Origin of the sequence: Rummeliibacillus suwonensis (assembly GCF_007896435.1) — a bacterium.
Lineage (GTDB): Bacteria > Bacillota > Bacilli > Bacillales_A > Planococcaceae > Rummeliibacillus > Rummeliibacillus suwonensis.
On record NZ_VCBL01000001.1, the window covers coordinates 1,086,868 to 1,106,240 of the forward strand.

Annotated in this window: 24 protein-coding genes and 2 riboswitches; of the genes, 22 read left to right on the top strand and 2 right to left on the bottom strand. The window is 36.8% G+C overall.

Annotated elements, in window-relative coordinates; all coding sequences use genetic code 11:
• Positions 1 to 18 precede the first annotated feature (18 nt).
• From comGC to gcvPB, 9 genes are all read left to right on the top strand, one after another.
• Positions 19 to 315, top strand: coding sequence for a competence type IV pilus major pilin ComGC (gene comGC, locus FEU33_RS05060; protein ID WP_146549906.1), 297 nt, complete (start codon positions 19 to 21; stop codon positions 313 to 315).
• Complete coding sequence (gene comGD, locus FEU33_RS05065; protein WP_146548327.1) at positions 290 to 760, top strand: competence type IV pilus minor pilin ComGD; 471 nt, start codon at positions 290 to 292, stop codon at positions 758 to 760. Before comGC ends, comGD begins: the two co-directional genes overlap by 26 nt.
• Positions 750 to 1,052, top strand: coding sequence for a hypothetical protein (locus FEU33_RS05070; protein WP_146548328.1), 303 nt, complete (start codon positions 750 to 752; stop codon positions 1,050 to 1,052). Before comGD ends, FEU33_RS05070 begins: the two co-directional genes overlap by 11 nt.
• Positions 1,034 to 1,477, top strand: a complete 444-nt coding sequence (gene comGF / locus FEU33_RS05075) for a competence type IV pilus minor pilin ComGF (protein WP_146548329.1) — start codon at positions 1,034 to 1,036, stop codon at positions 1,475 to 1,477. Before FEU33_RS05070 ends, comGF begins: the two co-directional genes overlap by 19 nt.
• On the top strand, positions 1,455 to 1,682 hold the full coding sequence (locus FEU33_RS05080) for a hypothetical protein (protein ID WP_146548330.1): 228 nt from the start codon (positions 1,455 to 1,457) through the stop codon (positions 1,680 to 1,682). Before comGF ends, FEU33_RS05080 begins: the two co-directional genes overlap by 23 nt.
• Positions 1,683 to 1,999: 317 nt before the next feature.
• Entirely contained in the window at positions 2,000 to 2,512 is a 513-nt protein-coding gene (locus FEU33_RS05085; RefSeq protein WP_146548331.1) for a shikimate kinase, read from the top strand.
• Between the two features lie 146 nt (positions 2,513 to 2,658).
• Positions 2,659 to 2,752: riboswitch (glycine riboswitch) on the top strand.
• 3 nt (positions 2,753 to 2,755) lie between these two features.
• Positions 2,756 to 2,830, top strand: a riboswitch (glycine riboswitch).
• A 62-nt stretch (positions 2,831 to 2,892) separates the two neighbouring features.
• Positions 2,893 to 3,993: a glycine cleavage system aminomethyltransferase GcvT gene (gene gcvT / locus FEU33_RS05090; RefSeq protein ID WP_146548332.1), complete on the top strand. Its 1,101-nt coding sequence runs from the start codon at positions 2,893 to 2,895 to the stop codon at positions 3,991 to 3,993.
• A gap of 25 nt (positions 3,994 to 4,018) precedes the next feature.
• Positions 4,019 to 5,368: an aminomethyl-transferring glycine dehydrogenase subunit GcvPA gene (gene gcvPA / locus FEU33_RS05095; RefSeq protein ID WP_146548333.1), complete on the top strand. Its 1,350-nt coding sequence runs from the start codon at positions 4,019 to 4,021 to the stop codon at positions 5,366 to 5,368.
• The gene (gene gcvPB, locus FEU33_RS05100; protein WP_146548334.1) at positions 5,361 to 6,839 is read left to right on the top strand and encodes an aminomethyl-transferring glycine dehydrogenase subunit GcvPB; all 1,479 of its coding nucleotides are present in this window, start codon (positions 5,361 to 5,363) and stop codon (positions 6,837 to 6,839) included. The genes gcvPA and gcvPB overlap by 8 nt, the downstream gene beginning before the upstream one ends.
• Positions 6,840 to 7,936: 1,097 nt before the next feature.
• Here the strand turns inward: gcvPB and FEU33_RS05105 are convergent.
• A complete protein-coding gene (locus FEU33_RS05105) occupies positions 7,937 to 8,317 on the bottom strand; it encodes a rhodanese-like domain-containing protein (RefSeq protein WP_146548335.1) in 381 nt (126 codons plus the stop codon).
• A 107-nt stretch (positions 8,318 to 8,424) separates the two neighbouring features.
• Between FEU33_RS05105 and FEU33_RS05110 the strand changes: the two genes are divergently transcribed.
• From FEU33_RS05110 to FEU33_RS05125, 5 genes are all read left to right on the top strand, one after another.
• Positions 8,425 to 9,258, top strand: coding sequence for a lipoate--protein ligase family protein (locus FEU33_RS05110; protein ID WP_146548336.1), 834 nt, complete (start codon positions 8,425 to 8,427; stop codon positions 9,256 to 9,258).
• 175 nt (positions 9,259 to 9,433) lie between these two features.
• Positions 9,434 to 11,998 carry a vitamin B12-dependent ribonucleotide reductase gene (locus FEU33_RS05115; RefSeq protein ID WP_146548337.1) on the top strand — a complete coding sequence of 855 codons (2,565 nt, stop codon included), beginning with the start codon at positions 9,434 to 9,436 and terminating at the stop codon, positions 11,996 to 11,998.
• A gap of 60 nt (positions 11,999 to 12,058) precedes the next feature.
• Positions 12,059 to 12,634 carry an HAD-IA family hydrolase gene (locus FEU33_RS05120; protein WP_146548338.1) on the top strand — a complete coding sequence of 192 codons (576 nt, stop codon included), beginning with the start codon at positions 12,059 to 12,061 and terminating at the stop codon, positions 12,632 to 12,634.
• Positions 12,635 to 12,684: 50 nt separating this feature from the next.
• Positions 12,685 to 12,840: a hypothetical protein gene (locus FEU33_RS18670; protein ID WP_186731318.1), complete on the top strand. Its 156-nt coding sequence runs from the start codon at positions 12,685 to 12,687 to the stop codon at positions 12,838 to 12,840.
• Positions 12,841 to 12,920: 80 nt separating this feature from the next.
• Positions 12,921 to 13,268: a hypothetical protein gene (locus tag FEU33_RS05125; protein WP_146548339.1), complete on the top strand. Its 348-nt coding sequence runs from the start codon at positions 12,921 to 12,923 to the stop codon at positions 13,266 to 13,268.
• An 18-nt stretch (positions 13,269 to 13,286) separates the two neighbouring features.
• On the opposite strand, the gene FEU33_RS05130 is transcribed toward FEU33_RS05125, so the two are convergent.
• Positions 13,287 to 14,183: a DUF1385 domain-containing protein gene (locus FEU33_RS05130; protein ID WP_146549907.1), complete on the bottom strand. Its 897-nt coding sequence runs from the start codon at positions 14,181 to 14,183 to the stop codon at positions 13,287 to 13,289.
• Positions 14,184 to 14,636: 453 nt separating this feature from the next.
• Here FEU33_RS05130 and FEU33_RS05135 point away from each other — a divergent pair, with 453 nt between their 5' ends.
• From FEU33_RS05135 to FEU33_RS18675, 8 genes are all read left to right on the top strand, one after another.
• Positions 14,637 to 14,954: a hypothetical protein gene (locus FEU33_RS05135; protein WP_146548340.1), complete on the top strand. Its 318-nt coding sequence runs from the start codon at positions 14,637 to 14,639 to the stop codon at positions 14,952 to 14,954.
• A 52-nt stretch (positions 14,955 to 15,006) separates the two neighbouring features.
• Entirely contained in the window at positions 15,007 to 15,447 is a 441-nt protein-coding gene (gene aroQ, locus FEU33_RS05140; protein WP_146548341.1) for a type II 3-dehydroquinate dehydratase, read from the top strand.
• A gap of 6 nt (positions 15,448 to 15,453) precedes the next feature.
• On the top strand, positions 15,454 to 16,515 hold the full coding sequence (locus FEU33_RS05145) for a M24 family metallopeptidase (RefSeq protein ID WP_146548342.1): 1,062 nt from the start codon (positions 15,454 to 15,456) through the stop codon (positions 16,513 to 16,515).
• Positions 16,516 to 16,539: 24 nt separating this feature from the next.
• Positions 16,540 to 17,097, top strand: a complete 558-nt coding sequence (efp, locus tag FEU33_RS05150; protein ID WP_146548343.1) for an elongation factor P — start codon at positions 16,540 to 16,542, stop codon at positions 17,095 to 17,097.
• Positions 17,098 to 17,458: 361 nt separating this feature from the next.
• The gene (locus FEU33_RS05155; protein ID WP_146548344.1) at positions 17,459 to 17,683 is read left to right on the top strand and encodes a SpoIIIAC/SpoIIIAD family protein; all 225 of its coding nucleotides are present in this window, start codon (positions 17,459 to 17,461) and stop codon (positions 17,681 to 17,683) included.
• 54 nt (positions 17,684 to 17,737) lie between these two features.
• Positions 17,738 to 18,058: a hypothetical protein gene (locus FEU33_RS05160; RefSeq protein ID WP_146548345.1), complete on the top strand. Its 321-nt coding sequence runs from the start codon at positions 17,738 to 17,740 to the stop codon at positions 18,056 to 18,058.
• 6 nt (positions 18,059 to 18,064) lie between these two features.
• On the top strand, positions 18,065 to 18,985 hold the full coding sequence (locus FEU33_RS05165; RefSeq protein WP_146548346.1) for a stage III sporulation protein AE: 921 nt from the start codon (positions 18,065 to 18,067) through the stop codon (positions 18,983 to 18,985).
• Entirely contained in the window at positions 18,985 to 19,131 is a 147-nt protein-coding gene (locus tag FEU33_RS18675; protein ID WP_186725735.1) for a hypothetical protein, read from the top strand. The genes FEU33_RS05165 and FEU33_RS18675 overlap by 1 nt, the downstream gene beginning before the upstream one ends.
• The last annotated feature ends 242 nt before the right edge of the window (positions 19,132 to 19,373 follow it).

Sequence of the window (19,373 nt, forward strand, 5' to 3'; positions counted from 1 at the left end):
AAAATTTTGAAACAGCATATGCAAAAAGGCTTTACACTGATCGAAATGTTAATTGTTCTATTTATTATATCTGTTCTCATCTTGATCTCCATTCCAAATGTAACACGGCATTTTGCAACCGTCGATGAGAAGGGATGCAATGCTTATAGCAAAATGGTGCAAGGACAGGTCGAAGCATTTAGGATCGATCAAGGACAATATCCGACAACAATAACGGAATTAGAAAGCGAAGATTACTTAAAAACAAGTGATTCTAAAGCATGTAAAGGAAAAACAATTACGATAACTGATGGTAAAGTGGAAGTTTCAAGTTAAGCAATTCCAGATTAATCAAAAGGGTTTTACATTAATCGAAATGTTACTTGTTTTAACCATTACAATGATCACTTGTACAATGGGTATTACTGTCGGAAAGAAATATATGGATCAGCAACTAGAAAATCGTTTTATGGAGCAATTAAAAGCTGATATTGAAATGACACAAGCATTGTCGTTTCAATATCAATCACCTGCAAGCTTATATATTTATCAAAGCCTAAGGGAAATCCATATTTATTCAACGGGCTATAGTATGGAAAAACCACTATTAATACGAAAATATCCTGCAAATATAGTGTTTCAATCAGGGAATATGGATCATGTCATATTTACAGAGAACCAAACAGTTAATAGAGCAGGAACAATTGGCTTTAAAGTGAATGGGAAAAGAAAAAACCTAATCGTATATCTAGGTGAGGGAAGGGTGAAAATTGATCAATGAAGAAGGGCACTCGCTGCCAGAAACCTTATTAACATTAGTCATTATTATCCTGATATTTGGTACGTTATTGCCGTTTTTTTATCGCCTAGAGACGTCACTTTATGAAAAAAAATTGAGTTTACATGCTGCAGAAGCGGCATTATATGCTGCGGGAAATATTAAAAAATTTAAAAAATACGAAGGACAGATAACAATTGATCAAGTTACGTACTCGTGGGAGGGAGACGATCAGACCATTTGTATCCGATATTTGGGTATTCAAGAAGAAGAGTTATGTGTAAACAAAGATTGAAGCATCCTCAACAGGAGTGTGGCTTTACATTATTAGATTCGTTATTACAGCTCATCGTTTTGGTGCTTTTCGCCCAGTTTTTTCTTTTGTTCTATTCATGGTACAGTCAAAAGGATAACGGTATGTTCAATAACAATGAGTTGCAATGGGAGATATTTGCCTTTCAGCTGCAAAAAGAATTGACGCATACAAAACAATTTACCCGTAATACGATACAAAATATTTCTTATTCGTCAGATCGGGGAACATTAAGTGTAGCAATCGGGCCAGGAGAGTTAAAAAGGGAAAAAGGATACCAGCCACTATTATTTGGGATAACAACTGTTAAATTTGAATATTCAGACTATACATTAGATGCAACGATTAATTTTGAAAACGGAAAGGGAAGGAGTCGAAAGTTTATTGTTCCGAATAATACGAGATGAGAAAGGCTTTTTACTACTTACGGCTATGATTTTCTTGTTTTTTATTACTCATATGATGATAGCAGCAAGTGCAGCCTATGACTCACATTATCGTGCGTATGACGCATTAAAGATTGCGGCAGTCGATCAAACGAAAATGGTGTTGAACTCCATAGAAGAGGATCGTGAAGATGTGAATATGGAGGATTTAGAAAATAACCATTGAATGATCCGCATGAACAGACAATAAGACCCTCAATTCAACATCAGGAAGCGGATAGGCTTATAGAGAACAACTACTTGTAATAGTTATTTGGTTCAACTAATGGAGCGGGGAAAGAGGAAATCTACTACTGTGTACTTTGTTTACTATGCCTGATGAAATAAGGAAACATATGGTCATATGAATTGACATCGTTTTCTGATTAGCCTATATTTTTTCTCATCATTGAATGAATGATTGGAATCGACAAGTGTTCATGCTACTATTATAAAAAGTGATAATTAGTTGTAAGGCAGTCGAAAGTCTAAGAAGGTGAGAAGATGAGAAAAGTTTATCTAGTTGGCTATATGGGCAGTGGAAAAAGTGCAATCGGTAGAAGACTTAGCTATTTTTTAAGAATGCCTTACTATGATATGGACAAAGAGATCGTGAGACGGGAAAAAATGACGATCCCTGAGATTTTTGAAAAAAAAGGAGAAGCGTATTTTCGCAAAATCGAAACAGAATTTTTAAGAAATTTCCGTGATGAATTTTGCATTATCTCGACGGGCGGAGGTGTAGCGGTTAATGCAGAAAATCGGAAAATCATGCGACAAACAGGTTTAGTATTGTTTTTAGATGCAACATTTCCTGACATATGGAAGAGAATCCATAAAGACAAAAATCGCCCCATTGTCCAACGTTCAACGAAAAAAGAATTAGAAGATTTATTTTATCAGCGTAGAAGATGTTATAAAAGTGCGGCACATATCAATATTCGTACGGAGGGGCGCTCTTTAAGACAGATTGTCGAATATGCTGCATATCAAATAACCAGATTAAAAGGCGAATAATAATTTTTGATTTATGACACATTATTCGTTTTTAAAACATTTTTCATAAAAATATTGCAAGGCGTCTTATTCAATGTTAGGATATAGTCAGCGATCCTGTTATAGCACATTTAAATGAGAATAGTACCAAGATAATTCTTGGGCGGATGATTGTACGGGGAGAGAACGCAAATTTGCGTCGCCGAAGGAGCAAGTAGTGAATACTATGAATCTCTCAGGCAAAAAGACTCGTACGGGACGCAACTCTGGAGAGCGCTATTTCACTAGCCACCAAAGAGGCCAGCCGTAATGGTTAAACTTTCAGGTGCATGGACAGAGAAATCCTTTTAGGGGGTTTCTCTGTCTTTTTTTTGAATTTAACAAATAGGGGGAAGAAGGATATGGCGACTGACTTAAAACACACACCATTATTTGATTCATATGCAAAATATGGTGGTAAAACAATTGATTTTGGTGGATGGGATTTACCCGTGCAGTTTTCTTCTATCAAAGCTGAACATGAAGCAGTTCGCACAAAAGCGGGATTATTTGATGTTTCGCATATGGGGGAAATTTTCGTTGAAGGTTCAGAAAGTTTAGCTTATTTGCAAAAACTTGTGACCAACGATGTCTCAAAAGTAGCAATCAATCAAACCCAATATACAGCAATGTGTTACGAGAATGGAGGGGTTGTAGACGATTTAATTATTTACAGACTCGATGAAAATCGATATTTATTGGTCGTGAATGCTGCGAACATTGAAAAAGACTTTGAATGGATGCTCAGTCAATTATTTGGAGATGTAGCTATTACAAACCATTCACATGAATTTGGCCAATTAGCACTACAAGGACCGCTCGCTGAAGAAGTACTACAACAACTGACAAAAGTAGATTTACATGACATTAAGCCTTTCCGTTTGAAGCAACATGTAGTGATAAATGGTTTTGATACACTGGTATCTCGTACAGGATATACAGGTGAAGATGGCTTTGAGATTTATGCTTCAAATGAGGCGACAGTAGCGTTATGGGATGAAATTTTAACAACTGGTGAAGCAAAGGGAGTTGTTCCCTGTGGCTTAGGTGCCCGTGATACTTTACGCTTTGAAGCATGTCTTCCTTTATATGGTCAAGAATTGTCAAGTTCCATTTCTCCTCTTGAGGCAGGGATCAATTTTGTTGTGAAGTTGAACAAAGAAGATTTCAATGGTAAAGCGGCCTTAGTTGCTCAAAAAGAAAATGGGCTGCCACGTAAAAGTATTGGCATTGAAATGATTGACAAAGGGATTCCTCGTCATGGTTATAAAATATTTAAAGAAAACGAGGAAATTGGTGAAGTGACAACAGGTACACAATCACCTTTGACAAAACGCAATATCGGATTGGCACTGATAAAAAGTGAATTCGCAGTGGTTGGTCAAGAATTAGAAATTGAAATTCGTAATCGCCGCTTACAAGTAAAAACAGTTGAAACACCTTTTTATAAACGTCAAAAATAACCAAAAGAAGAGAGGGCTTATTGGCATGAAACATCGTTATTTACCAATGACTGAGCAAGATCAGCAAGAAATGTTAAAGGTGATTGGCGTTTCATCAGTTGATGAATTATTCGCAGACATCCCAGAAAAAGTTCGATTTAAGGGTGAATATCATATCAAACCTGCTAAATCGGAATCAGCTTTATTGAAAGAACTAACACAACTAGCAAAACAAAACGCAAATAGTGACGAGTATATTTCTTTTTTAGGCGCAGGTGTTTATGATCACTACAAACCAGTAATAGTAGACCACGTTATTTCTCGTTCAGAATTTTATACGGCGTATACGCCATATCAACCTGAAATTTCTCAGGGTGAATTACAAGCAATCTTTGAATTCCAAACAATGATTGCTGAGCTAACAGGAATGGATTTAGCAAACTCTTCTATGTATGATGGTGGCACAGCACTTGCTGAAGCAGGGATGCTTGCGGCAGGGCAAACTAGACGCAAGAAAATATTAGTTTCAGAAGCTATACACCCAATTTCACAAGATGTTGTGAAAACATATGCATATGGTCAATCTATCGACATCGTAAACGTTCCGTTAAAAGATGGTGTGACAGACTTAGAAGCACTAAATACGCTAATCGATAAAGAAACAGCAGCAGTAATGGTGCAATATCCTAATTTCTATGGTCAAATTGAAAACGTTCAAGCTGTTTCTGATGCAATCCATGCAGTGAAAGGCCTTTCCATTGTATCGGCCAATCCTCTAGCATTAGCTATTTTGACACCACCAGGAAAAATGGGGGCAGATATTACGGTAGGAGATGCCCAACCTTTTGGTATTCCTGAAAGTTTTGGCGGTCCTCATTGCGGCTATTTTGCAACAACTTCAAAATTAATGCGTAAAGTGCCAGGTCGACTAGTTGGTGAAACGGTGGACGAAGAAGGACGTCGTGGATATGTCCTTACTTTGCAAGCACGTGAACAACATATTCGTCGTGAAAAGGCGACTTCGAATATTTGTTCAAACCAAGCTTTAAATGCTTTAGCGGCTTCTGTAGCAATGACAGCACTCGGTAAAAAAGGCGTTCAAGAAATGGCAAAACAAAATATTTTAAAGACACATTATGCAAAAACAGCTTTTGAAAAGGCAGGTTTTAAAGTACCTTTCCAAGGGGCTCATTTCAACGAGATTGTTGTGAAAGTAGATGGATCGGTTGAAGCTGTAAACAATACATTATTTGAAAAAGGAATTATTGGTGGCTTTGATCTAGGAAAAGTAAGTCCTGAACTTCAAGGGCATATTTTGATTGCAGTGACTGAACAACGTACAAAAGAAGAAATCGACGCACTCGTGCAAGAAATGGGGGCTCTACAACATGCATAAAGAAAACCAACCGCTTGTTTTTGAATTATCAAAAGAAGGTCGTGTGGGCTATAGTTTATCAGAACTAGATGTACCTGAAGTAGAATTATCAAGTATTTTACCAACTGAATTTATTCGACAAGAAGAAGCTGAGCTTCCAGAGCTTTCAGAATTGGATATTATGCGCCATTATACAGCCCTATCTCGTCGTAACCATGGTGTAGACTCTGGATTTTATCCACTTGGTTCTTGTACGATGAAATATAATCCCAAAATCAATGAATCTGTTGCCCGTTTCCCTGGATTCGCGAATATTCATCCATTACAAGATGAAAAAACGGTTCAAGGTGCTCTTGCATTAATGTATGATTTGCAACAACAATTGGTTGAAATCACGGGTATGGATGAAGTAACTTTACAACCTGCAGCTGGAGCTCATGGTGAATGGACAGCGCTTAGGATGATTCGTGCATTCCATGAAGCAAATGGTGATTATCAACGCACAAAAGTAATCGTTCCGGACTCAGCGCATGGTACAAATCCAGCCTCTGCTTCTGTTGCAGGATTTAATATTGTAACGGTGAAATCTGATGAAAATGGATTAGTTGATTTAGAGGATTTACGCAAAGTGGTAGGATCTGATACGGCTGCCTTGATGTTAACAAATCCAAATACTTTAGGCTTATTTGAAGAACATATTCTTGAAATTGCCGAAATCATCCATGGGGTCGGGGGAAAAGTTTACTATGATGGTGCAAATCTAAACGCTGTCATGTCGAAAGTAAGACCCGGAGATATGGGCTTTGACTGTGTGCATTTAAACTTGCATAAAACTTTTACTGGTCCTCATGGCGGTGGCGGTCCAGGTTCAGGTCCTGTCGGAGTAAAAACAGATATGATTCCATTCCTTCCTAAACCAGTGCTTGTTAAAACAGCAGATGGCTATCATTTTGATGGCGACCGTCCACAATCAATTGGTCGTGTAAAACCTTACTACGGCAACTTTGGTATCAATGTGCGTGCATACACTTATATTCGCTCTATGGGACCAGATGGTTTGAAAGCTGTTACAGAAAATGCTGTTATCAACGCAAACTATATGATGCGCCGCTTACAACCATATTACGAGCTGCCATATGATCGTCATTGCAAGCATGAATTTGTTTTAAGTGGTAGCCGTCAGAAGAAACTAGGTGTTCGTACACTTGATATTGCCAAAAGACTGCTAGATTTTGGCTATCATCCACCAACCACTTACTTCCCATTAAATGTAGAGGAAGGATTAATGATCGAACCAACAGAAACGGAATCAAAAGAAACACTAGATGCCTTCTGCGATGCGATGATTCAAATTGCGAAAGAAGCGGAAGAAACACCTGAAATTGTGCAAGAAGCACCACATACAACAGTTATTAAACGTTTAGATGAAACGCGTGCTGCACGTCATCCCGTTTTGAGATATGTAAAACCAACTGAAACTGCAGAAATATAGTTAAGTGGTCAAGAAAAATAAATAGTATTTTTATTTTAGATAAGTTATCGGACGATTCATCTCCTACTGATTGGTATGGATGAATCGTCTTTTTTTGCTTGAATAAGAACAAATGTTCCTGTATAATCTTTTTAAGAAAGCATATGTTTTCATTTATTCTGCATGAACAGTCAATGAGTTTCTCCACAACAAGCAGAGGATAGAAGGGGGGCAACTGCCTGTAAAAGTTCGATTGGTTCAGCTAGAATCCAGTAGAAGAGTGAAAAAACTTTCACTGAATGAAATTTCACTTTGTATAGATCTAAAAAATCACATGAATCATTTGGAGTTTCTTCCTATTATATTGTCCAGGAAATGAACCGGGAAATAAAATATCAATATTTGGTGCCGGATGATTTATATTTGATTCAATCCACTCAATCATTTTAGACAATCTTATCTTCAAAAAGAGAAAGATATGACTTTCTATCTAAAAATCTTTTTAAGAATAACTAGATATGAAGTGAAGCGATACGCTTTCTATGAAAAAACATATAAAAGAGATTTCAGGATAAGCAGCTGGTGAAGAAGTTTTTATTGTTTATTCATTTACTTGAATCAATTTCATAAATCATTTTCTTCTTAAAAAATACGAACATTTGATAATAACTAATTTTGATAGTTGTGGAGAGGAGGACGGCGACTCCTCGAAAATGCATGCGCATTTCCTTCGTGCGATGTGAGTTCAGGGAGGCTTATTTTCAAAGTCCTACGGGAAAAGCTTGAGCTGAAAGCCCCGCAGGAACAATTTAAGGGACAAAGCCTAAGTTCGCCACGTCCTGTGGCAACGGCTTCGGGGGCAACATCGTGTCGACCCGAGGAGATTGAAGCCAAGCCCGTGGAAAGCGCCGTCTGTAGCGGAACAAAAATTTCTGAATATTAATTTTCATGTTGATTTGAAATGTTCGTGTTTTTTATCTGAATTTTATATTATGAAATTGATTCACTTAGAAGAAAACGATGAATCATTTAGGAGCTATTTGTGACAATTTCTAAAAATAGTATATAAAAAAGAAGACCATTCCAAACTAGAAATGACCTTCCTATTTAGAAGAAAACTATTTAACTTTAATCTTACCATGCCAATTTTTATAGCCGCCTTCTAATTGATACAATTGATTGTATCCCTTTTTCTTTAGAAATAGTGCAGCACGTGCACTACGACCAGCATTTTGACAGTAAAGGTAAACAGGTTTATCTGGGCGAAGTTCGTGGTAACGATTGCGAAGTTGGGTTGTAGGTAGGTTACGAGCACCTAAAATATGTCCGCCCTCAAATTCTTTTAATTCGCGAACATCGATTAATTGTGCTTTTCGATATCCCTTTTTAAATTCTTCTTCATTTAAAGTAGTTACTGCTTTTTTTAAGCGAAATGCGTTTATAAGTGCGTAAATAATAATTACGCCAAGGATGATTAGTATTGTATATAACCAACTCAAGATGACTTACCCCTTTCTATCTATAAATAATATTATAAAAGAAGAACTAGCGATAGTCCAATGACTTTGATAAAATAGAAAAGCTGATATAAAAGGGAGACGATAGAATGACAAAAAAATGGTATTTTATTAATTCAGGACCATGTAGTCCCGCTTATAATATGGCCTTAGATGAAGCGCTATTGCATTGGCATAGTAAGAGCTTAATTCCCCCAGTAATTCGATTTTACGAATGGAATCCGGCAACACTATCAATTGGATATTTCCAACGAGCAAAAAAAGATATTGATTTTGATCAATTACATAAATTAAATTTAGGATTTGTGAGACGACCAACAGGTGGACGAGCAGTTTTGCATGAGCATGAACTAACATACAGTGTAATCGTTTCAGAAGAATATCCTAATATGCCTACAACGGTTACAGAAGCTTATAGAGTCATTAGTGAAGGACTGCTATTCGGCTTTCGTCATTTAGGTTTAGACGCCTATTTCTCTGTTCCTGACACAGAAGAAAAAAGGGAACTTTTGAAGAAACCAAAAAGCGCAGTTTGCTTTGATGCACCTAGTTGGTATGAACTTGTCGTAGAAGGAAAAAAAGTTGCAGGTAGTGCACAAACTAGACAAGAGGGTGTAATTTTACAGCACGGTGCCATATTAATTGATCTGGATGATGAAAAATTGATCTCTCTTTTCAAATTTCCATCAGAGGCATCAAAAGAACGCATGCGCAAACATTTACCACAAAAAGCAGTTGCAATTAATCAATTAGCGAATCATAAAATAGACATTGAAGCATGTGTAAAAGCATTCCACAAAGGATTTGAGGATGCGCTTGATATCGAATTAGTACCTTATGAATTGACACAAGAACAACAAGATTTTGTTGAGAATCTTGCAAAGACAAAGTATGAAACAGATGAATGGAATTTCAGAAAATAATAGGTTTTTTGGCTTATTTTTTGTGATGAAAAAACGAAGATACCTATGAATCGCGATATAACAACATTTTTCAGAAAAAGCACTATTTGCTTTTCTAATCAATATATAGTATTGTATTTAATTGTATAAATACTATATATTGTGTTTTTCTATATAAATAGGGGAGGCGGATGGTATGGTACTTGCATCACAGCATCATAATCAGACAATCAACATTGAACAATTAAACAAAGATATTCAACAATTTCCTCAAGTTCATCCAATCACAGAGGACATGCATTTAACACATAAAGGCGTTTCTCGACTTGTGATGATCGACCGTTATTCTTTTAAAGATACTAAAAAGAAAACGTTAAAAGTAGGGGATTTTGTTGTTTTAACAGTGAAAGCAGATCCTAAGTTCCCTGCTCGTGGGCTTGGCTATATCGTTTCAATTGATGACACTAATAAAAGAGCCAAAATATTAATAGAAGATGATTATCGCAGTGCAATTGATGATCCGCAAGAACAATCAACGGGAATTGTCACTCGCCCACTAGACGTTATTGAAAAGCCTCTTGAAGTTTTTTACGAACAAATAGCAAAACGTAATGCAAAGGGCTTAGCATCTGTCGAAAAGACGGAAGAAAAACGTAAAGAATGGTATCAAAAATTTTACCGTCAGCTTGTCAATCTAAACTTCATCCCAGCTGGACGTGTCATATATGGAGCAGGATCAGGTACAGATGTTACATATTTTAACTGCTATGTCATGCCATTTGTAGCTGATTCTCGTGAGGGAATAAGTGACCACCGTAAACAAGTCATGGAGATCATGAGTCGTGGAGGTGGCGTTGGTACAAACGGTTCAACATTAAGACCACGTAACACATTGGCAAGAGGTGTAAATGGTAAATCTTCTGGTTCCGTATCATGGCTGGATGATATAGCGAAATTGACACATCTTGTTGAACAAGGTGGATCACGTCGCGGAGCACAAATGATTATGCTCTCTTGTACTCATCCTGATATTTTTGAATTTATCATTTCTAAAATGCAAAATCCACGGATTTTACGATTTTTAATCGAAAATACAAAGGATGAAGAAATCAGTCGATTAGCAAAAGAAAAACTGAAATTTACACCTTTAACAGAACAAGAAAAAGCAATGTATCAAGGGATCATCAATTATAAAACTATCCCTGGTTTCGGCGGATTCAATGAAGCGATTTTCAAGGACGCAGAAACAAAGTTACGAGATGGTGGTACGTATACAGTCAACAATCCAGAATTCTTAACGGGTGCTAACATTTCTGTCACATTAACAAATGAATTCATGGAAGCTGTTGAAAAGGACGAGGAATTCGATTTGCGTTTCCCAGCCGTCGAATCCTACAATGAGCAAGAAATGGCCATCTATAATGAAGAATGGCATAAATGTGGTGATGTTCGCGAATGGGAAGCAATGGGGCATGCTGTTCGTGTTTATCGTACGATAAAAGCACGGGAACTTTGGAACTTGATCAATATTTGTGCAACATACTCAGCAGAACCGGGTATTTTCTTTATCGATAATGCCAACGAAATGACGAATGCGAAAAGCTATGGTCAAAAAGTAGTTGCAACAAATCCTTGTGGGGAACAACCATTGGCACCGTACTCAGTATGTAATTTAGCTGCAGTGAACCTAGCACAATTTGCACAAAAAGATACAAAAACAGTTGATTTTGATGCATTAAAAGAAACAGTACGTGTAGGCGTCCGTATGCAGGATAATGTAATTGATGCAACACCTTACTTCCTTGAAGAAAATCGTGTACAAGCATTGGGCGAACGTCGTGTAGGACTTGGGGTAATGGGACTTGCAGATTTACTCATCTACTGTGAAAAAGAATATGGCTCTAAAGAAGGCAATATTTTAGTAGATGAAATCTTTAAGACAATCGCGATCACAGCTTACGAAACTTCTATAGAATTAGCGAAGGAACGGGGAAGTTTCCCATTTTTAGTAGGGAAAACAGATGAAGAAACAAAGGCACTTCGTGAACGTTTCACAGAAACAGGCTATATGAAGAAAATGCCAGAACATGTTCGTCAAGCAGTGCTCGAAAGTGGTATTCGCAATTCTCATTTATTGACAGTTGCACCTACTGGTTCTACAGGGACAATGGTAGGCGTATCAACAGGTCTAGAACCATACTTTTCTTTCACTTACTATCGTAGTGGTCGTTTAGGTAAATTTATCGAAGTAAAAGCAGATATAGTGCAGGAGTATTTAGAAACGCATCCAGAAGCAGATGAAAATAACCTACCAAAATGGTTCGTCACTGCGATGGAATTAGCTCCTGAAGCACATGCAGATGTGCAATGCATTATTCAACGCTGGGTTGATAGCTCCATATCTAAAACGGTCAACGCACCACGCGGCTATAGTGTAGAACAAGTTCAAAAAGTATATGAACGTCTTTATAATGGTGGCGCAAAAGGCGGTACGGTTTACGTTGATGGTAGTCGTGATTCTCAAGTTTTAACTTTAAAAGCAGAAGAAAATCATATGGATGAAATATTGCAAGAAGAAAAGGTGATTGAACCGCGACCAGTTGTTCTTGTAGATACCATCCAAGATTTACGCTCTACAGATGTAACAATTGGGTCAGAAGTAGGGAATACATGCCCTGTATGTCGTAAAGGAACAGTAGAAGAATTAGGTGGCTGTAACACTTGCACAAATTGCGGTGCCCAATTAAAATGTGGTTTATAAAATAGAAAAAATCCAAGTATGTGCAACATGCTTGGATTTTTTTTAATGGGAGATCGTTCAATGAACATATTATGGGACTTTGATGGCACAATTTGTAATTCATATCCGGCTTATGCAAAGCTTTTTTATGAAACAACTAAAAAAGGAGAAAGTGGTCATGAGGTATTACAACATTTAAAAATATCATTTTCGCATGCATTTGAATATTTTCAACTAACAAAGCAAGAAATCAATGCTTTTATGGAGAAAAATCATGAGCTTGATATGGCGCAATTACCACCATTTTCATATATCGAAGAGGTGTTAAAACAAGCAGATCACAATGTGGTGATGACACATAAAGATAGAGCAACAGTTGAAAGAGTGTTAGAAAACTATGATCTTGCTCAATACTTTACTGAAATTGTGACACCTGAGGATGGCTTTCCAAGAAAACCGGATTCAGCCTCTTATCAATATCTGCATCAAAAATATCATTTAACACTAGCGATTGGAGATCGCGAATTAGACCTAATTCCCGCAAAAAAGATTGGCGTAGCCACATGTATGTTTCAAGGGCAATGCTCATCGGCAGATTTCAGCATTCAATCGTATGCCCAATTCCATAATGCGTGGAACCGATTTATCCGGCTTTAACGGGCAGTAAGACCCCCATCTCAAGATTTAGAGAGAAACGAGAAAGATAGATGGGGGGATCAACTGCCCGTAAAAGTCCGATTGGTTCGGGCCAACAAGATGTTGGTCCCTCAGGTGTTGCCACAGGACGTGGCGTTTTTCACTTCCGTTCCTCTTGTTCAGTGGGGGATGAAGAAACCCCTACTGATGGAAGCTTCACTTTATAAAAGCACAAAATTCTCTCTATTAATACTTCTTGAAATTCTTTTCATGTTAAAATAAAAAGAACTACAAGGAGTTGAATAACGTGTACAATAAAATTGCTGGTTTGATATTTCCAGCTTTTACAATGTTAACATTATCTGTATTAGCAATGTTTGGTCTTTTCGGTGAAGGTGATGTCAATAAATCTTTCTTTATATTGGGACTCATCATTATTTTTCCGTTAACCTTCTTAGTACAAGGGATATCATGTGCTATGAATCATATGAATCCTTTTATCGCACTACTTGTATCGTATATTGCTTTTGCGATAGTGGTTATAACATTTTTAAATAGTTCGGCATGGGTATATTCTATCTATTATTTAGTATTTTGGATTGTCGGATTTTTTGGAGCAAAAGCTATTCGCAAGTGGAGAAATCGTCAAAAATAGAGAAATGCAAGGCACTGATTAGGCGCCTTGCATTTCTTTTTGTACAGGGATTTTAGAGGGATCTTTTTCAATTTCTAATAATTTATTGAATGAGGCGATTGCAACCTCTACTTGATCGTCTTTCGGCTCTTTTGTTGTTAATAATTGTAGCCATAATCCTGGATATCCTAAAAATCGTAAAATGGGGATATTGCGGCATGCATTTGTTGCCTGTAAGACTTCAAAAGCAGCACCAAGCACAACAGGGATTAACAAAATACGATCCACAATTCGTAGCCAAAATGGATCTGTTGGTACTAGGAAATAGATGAACATTCCAACAATGACAGTGAATAATATAAAGCTACTGCCACAGCGGTAATGCAATCGAGATTGTGCTTGCACATTTTCGACAGTCAATGGAAGCCCATTTTCAAAACAGTTAATCACCTTATGCTCAGAACCGTGATATTGGAATACACGTTTAATAAGTGGTGTTAATGATACAAAATAAATATAGCCTAGTAAAAGAAGCAGCTTAAAACCACTTTCTATTAAAATTTGTGCCGTTTTGCCGGGAAACCAAGTGTGAAAAAGCTGTGCTAAAAAGACAGGTATTAGCGTGAAAATAAATTTACCAAAAATAAAGGATAACACACCAATCGCAGCAACACCGAGCCACATTTCTAATTTTGAACCTTCTTCTTTTTTTTCTGTATTTTCTTCGCCAGGATTGACACCATACCTCTCACTAGCAAATTGTAAATGCTGGGAGCCGTTCGCTGCCGACTCTATTAGTGCAATAATCCCTCGCACAAAGGGAATTTTTTTTAGCTTTCGAAGTTTAGGATTTTTTTTCCTTGCTACGTAAAAGTATTCGATTGAATGGTCATTTCGACGAATGGCTGATATTGTATGTTCCTTGCTCCCCATCATGACACCTTCAACCAAAGCTTGTCCTCCATATACAGGAAGATTAGGTTGGTTTTTCACGATCGACACCGCTCTCTTTAAATATAATAAAATGAAACTTCACACAGTGGGATTTTTCTTTATACTCATTGTGTGTTAGTTGAACCATCAGGCTTTTACAGGCGGCTACCCCTCCATTTATCCTCTGCTTGTTTCTTGCGTTGGTGGGAAGGATTGTTACTGCCAGTTAATGCAGAGTAAAACTGTTTTAATTGTACTAAAAAATCATAGAAAGCTCTAGGAAAAGCATATTATTATTGGAATTTGTCTATCCTTTTGACGAAGGAGGGGGACGATTTGAGATTACAAGTGTATTTTTGGACAGTTTTGTGTAGTTCTATAACATTTCTGATTTCATTAAAACTTCTAAAAGTGTTTTCATTTATAAAATATTCGCCAATAGGGTGGACAAAAAAGATGCATGTATTTCAGGATTCTGAGCCACTTGTCAAATGGTTTATGCTTTGGATCGCGGTGATTGTAATCCTTACCTTATTATTTGCTTTAGGAGAATGGCTAAAAAAAATTCGAATAGATTTTGTAGCTGTTTTCTTAAGTGTTGCTATTGTGTGGCTGATTGAATGGTCTATACAAAAAACACCCTATATCCACAAATTTTCTATACCTTTAGCGGTTATTATTGCTATTCATCTTCTTTGGATATTAGAAACAGCTGTCTATCATGCAAAAGTTAGAAGCTTAGATGCTCGAAATAAGTTGCCCAATTCTATTTAGGAATGTGCTAAAATAAGAATATTATGGAATGGAAGATGAGGGGATTTATTGGATGAAGTATTTAATCTTAAACGGACCTAATTTGAATCGCCTAGGTAAAAGAGAACCGACTATTTATGGTTCTGAGACATTACAGGATATCGAATCACAGCTAGAAAAACTTGCAGCTCAATTTGATGCTGAGATTGAATGCAAGCAATCGAACTATGAAGGCCAGCTCATTGATTGGATTTATGAAGCTGAGGATATAGGTGTGAATGGAATTGTCTTTAATCCAGGCGCATTCACTCACACCAGTGTAGCACTAAGAGATGCAATTGCAGGTGTTGAAGTGCCAGTAGTTGAAATCCATATCTCTAATGTACATAAGCGCGAGGAATTTAGACATCATTCTTATCTTGCACCCGTTTGTGTAGGACAGATAACAGGACTTGGTACATTCGGCTATCAAGCTGCGTTACGAATGTTTTTAGAAACAAAGAGAGGGGAATAGATCACTATGGGAAAATTAGAAAAATTACGCGAAGCACTTCAAACGCAAAATCTAGATGCTTTATTGATCACCAATGGCTATAATCGTTGTTACATGACAGGATTTACTGGAACGACAGGTGTAGCGATTGTTTCACAAAATGATGCTGTGTTTATCACAGATTTTCGCTATACAGAACAAGCCGGACAGCAAGTGAAGGATTATCGGATTGTTGAAAACAAAAGGACTATTATGGAGGAAATCGCAAATCAAGTTAAATTGATGGGCATAAAAACACTAGGTTTTGAGAAAGATACAGTAAGCTATAGTATGTTTGAAATTTATTCTAAACTAATTTCCGCAGAGCTAGTGGGTGTTTCTGGCATCATTGAAAATATTCGCTTGATAAAGACTCCAGAAGAGATTAAAATTATTAAGGTCGCATGTGACATTGTGGATGCCACTTTTGAACATATTATTCAGTTTATCCAACCAGGAAAAACGGAACTTGAAGTTTCCAATGAGATGGAATTCTTCATGAGAAAACTTGGTGCAACTTCTTCTTCCTTTGACACCATTGTTGCTTCAGGTCTGCGCTCAGCATTGCCACATGGCGTTGCAACTGATAAAATAATTGAAAAAGGTGATTTAGTCACTTTAGACTATGGTGCTTTATACAATGGCTATATCTCTGATACAACCCGTACAGTTGCTGTCGGTGAACCTACTGCTAAACTAAAAGAGATTTATCAAATTGTTTTAGATGCGCAATTACTAGGACTTGAAAAATTAAAACCTGGTATGACGGGCATTGAAGCAGATGCAGTTGCACGTGATTATATTAAGAAACATGGCTACGGAGATGCATTTGGTCATTCAACAGGTCATGGGATTGGTTTAGAAGTACATGAAGGTCCTGCATTATCAATGCGCTCAAGTGTAGTATTAGAACCGGGAATGGTCGTAACTTGTGAACCGGGAATCTATCTACCAGGTATTGGTGGCGTACGTATTGAAGATGATACGCTTATTACAGCGACTGGCAATGAAAAATTAACTCATGCCCCAAAAGAATTAATGATCTTATAATTTAATATTGGAGGATATTTAGAAATGATTTCAGTAAACGATTTTAAAACAGGTTTAACAATCCTTGTTGACGGTAACTTATTTCGTGTTATCGAGTTCCAACATGTAAAGCCAGGTAAAGGTGCTGCTTTCGTACGTTCAAAATTACGTAATTTACGTAATGGCAACGTAACAGAAAAAACTTTCCGTGCTGGTGAAAAAGTTGAAAAAGCACAAATCGATACTCGTAAAATGCAATATCTATATGCATCAGGTGATCAATATGCATTCATGGATATGGAAACTTATGAACAAATTGAACTTTCTAAAGAACAATTAGAATATGAGCTACAATTCTTATTGGAAAACATGGAAGTATTCATCATGATGTATGAAGGTGAAATCTTAGGTATTGATCTTCCAAATACAGTTGAATTAGAAGTGGCTGAAACAGAACCAGGTATTAAAGGTGATACGGCTACTGGTGGCTCTAAACCAGCGACTCTTGAAACAGGTTTAGTTGTCAACGTACCATTCTTCGTTAACCAAGGTGACAAATTAGTGATCAACACATCTGATGGTTCATACGTTTCACGTGCATAATGAAATCTATTTATTGCTTATGAATAGGTAGGGAGTAAGATCTCCATCCCAATATCCCACTACCAAGCAGAGGATAATTGAAGATCAACTGCCTATAAAAGCTAGATTAGTTCAGTGAATACACATATTGATATACATCAAAAACCTGCCATTCAACGTCAAATTGAATGGCAGGTTTTTTACTTTTTCTTTTATAAATTTTGCATGATGAAATTCCCTCCATCATATGAATAAAAAATCTCCAAATCATCCCTTCTGGAAAGTACAAATCTATTTCAAGCATTATAAATTTACTTCGTTAATATCTATAATTCCATCTCTTTCTTTTTTGCATATTTTTTAATACTGTACATAGATTGAAGTGAGAGGAGGGGCGGCTTCGGAACTTCAAGATTTGCTACGTATCGCAGGAATCGGACTTGTTTTAGGATTATTGCATATTTTCTTTGAACAAACAGGGAAAAAGGAATTTTCTTTTTTCTTAAATTTCGTTGCTTATCTCTATATAACCATAGAATTATTAAGATTTATGCGTCTCTTCTTTGATGAGATTATATCTTTTTTCCAATGGCTGATGACGTCATAGATGGTGTTTCTATTTTTTATATTGCTATCACTTTTGCTTTTGGTAGGAATACAAATGGTATCTCCAGCATTACATCGATTATTAGCCATTGTATTTTTTTTCATATTATGCAGCTATTTGATGATGCAAGTTGTCATCCCTTTTTTTCAGAGGCTTAGGACCTTCTATTTATTTGATCTACCTTATTTACCCTTAATTCTAGGAAGTTCTTTGCTTTATTTATGTTCCATTATTGTTTCACAGGTACTAGAAGATAATGATTATGGAAGTATTGCTTTAATAAGCCATCTGGCGATCAAAATATGGATCATTACACTTTGGTTGGACAAGCTAGGAGAACTTTTAAAACAATGGGAAAAGCTATTAGTACCATAGGAGGTTGTGAAAATCGAACAACTGACTACATTTTTTTGGGAACCATTTAAAGAACAAATTTTTGCATTACGTTCTTTTTTTCTATATGGGTTTTTATTTCTTTGTATCAATTGGTTGATACCATCCATGAAAGAGTGGACAAGGTTCTTCTTTTTGATCGTCGTCATCATGGTTACTATTCGTCCAGTATTCGCTGCATTTGAGAAGATGCAAAGTATAACAGATCAGCTGATGCATATTTATGTAGTATTATCGCCACTATTAACTTCATCGCTGCTTCTTGGTTCGGGACTATTTTCTGTTTTAGCGATTAGTCCCGTTTTTTTGTTGTTTTTGCAAACGATTTTAGTAGTGGTTTCAAAATTCCTGATTCCCATGTTAATCGCTACACTAGTATTCGATTTTATCACGAGAATGATCCCCGAGTTGTCTTTTGCCAAAATGTCCGATTTTTTACGGATGTCTGTTTTAAGTATTGTTTCTGCCTCTGTTGTTGTGTATGCCATGTTGCTAGCTGCAAACGGGGTGATCGTCGGTTCTTATAGCAATGATTTATCTGAACCGATAAAGAGGCTTATCCAACAGAACATTCCGATTATCGGCTCGTTGGTCACTGAGTCATTGAATACATTTAAAACGTATTCTTCGACGGCTATTGTTACAACAAGTACGGGGTTATTGATAAGTGTTTGGGGAGTAACCATCTTACCAACATTAAATATTTTAATCTTAGGTTTTAGCTATCGATTTATGTCTGCTGTGCTAGAGCCCTTTACAGATAGTAAGGTGAATGGCCTTATTGAGGATATTAGTAAAACACTTTTTATATTATGTGCTGTTTCATTTTTGATCGCTTTCGCTTACTTCTTCACCATTATGATGGTGTTACTTATGATCCAAATGCAGATTGGGAGGGGAGGAGCGTAGTGAGAGATTTCTTATTTGGTTTGTTGGTCTACAGTGTGATTGTGAAAATATTACTTTTAATCATTCCGCAAGATTATGAAGAAGAATCTACTACTCTCTTTAAAATGTTCGTGGCACTCTATTGTATTAACTATTTCTTTTTATAACTAATTTTGCATATTGGGTTTGATACATTCATAAGATGAACTAGTTGTTAATGTATTGAAGGAGGAGATGTCCTTGGAAAAGCACCAAATATCAAAAAAACACAATTTCTCATTGCCGGCATCATTATCGTATTACTTGTAGTTAGCGGTTTTTGGAGTCTTTCAAAAGGAGCGAAAGATGATGTCAATACTTCTACGAACGATCTCGAGCAGTATCAGCAACTAACATCAACTCTTAGTTC

Coding starts and splice junctions, on each gene's coding strand:
- comGC (WP_146549906.1), top strand. CDS start 19: ATGCAAAAAGGCTTTACACTGATCGAAATGTTAATTGTTCTATTTATT.
- comGD (WP_146548327.1), top strand. CDS start 290: ATGGTAAAGTGGAAGTTTCAAGTTAAGCAATTCCAGATTAATCAAAAG.
- comGF (WP_146548329.1), top strand. CDS start 1,034: ATGTGTAAACAAAGATTGAAGCATCCTCAACAGGAGTGTGGCTTTACA.
- FEU33_RS05085 (WP_146548331.1), top strand. CDS start 2,000: ATGAGAAAAGTTTATCTAGTTGGCTATATGGGCAGTGGAAAAAGTGCA.
- gcvT (WP_146548332.1), top strand. CDS start 2,893: ATGGCGACTGACTTAAAACACACACCATTATTTGATTCATATGCAAAA.
- gcvPA (WP_146548333.1), top strand. CDS start 4,019: ATGAAACATCGTTATTTACCAATGACTGAGCAAGATCAGCAAGAAATG.
- gcvPB (WP_146548334.1), top strand. CDS start 5,361: ATGCATAAAGAAAACCAACCGCTTGTTTTTGAATTATCAAAAGAAGGT.
- FEU33_RS05110 (WP_146548336.1), top strand. CDS start 8,425: ATGACAAAAAAATGGTATTTTATTAATTCAGGACCATGTAGTCCCGCT.
- FEU33_RS05115 (WP_146548337.1), top strand. CDS start 9,434: ATGGTACTTGCATCACAGCATCATAATCAGACAATCAACATTGAACAA.
- FEU33_RS05120 (WP_146548338.1), top strand. CDS start 12,059: ATGAACATATTATGGGACTTTGATGGCACAATTTGTAATTCATATCCG.
- FEU33_RS18670 (WP_186731318.1), top strand. CDS start 12,685: ATGGGGGGATCAACTGCCCGTAAAAGTCCGATTGGTTCGGGCCAACAA.
- FEU33_RS05130 (WP_146549907.1), bottom strand. CDS start 14,183: ATGATGGGGAGCAAGGAACATACAATATCAGCCATTCGTCGAAATGAC.
- FEU33_RS05135 (WP_146548340.1), top strand. CDS start 14,637: ATGCATGTATTTCAGGATTCTGAGCCACTTGTCAAATGGTTTATGCTT.
- aroQ (WP_146548341.1), top strand. CDS start 15,007: ATGAAGTATTTAATCTTAAACGGACCTAATTTGAATCGCCTAGGTAAA.
- FEU33_RS05145 (WP_146548342.1), top strand. CDS start 15,454: ATGGGAAAATTAGAAAAATTACGCGAAGCACTTCAAACGCAAAATCTA.
- efp (WP_146548343.1), top strand. CDS start 16,540: ATGATTTCAGTAAACGATTTTAAAACAGGTTTAACAATCCTTGTTGAC.
- FEU33_RS05160 (WP_146548345.1), top strand. CDS start 17,738: ATGGTATCTCCAGCATTACATCGATTATTAGCCATTGTATTTTTTTTC.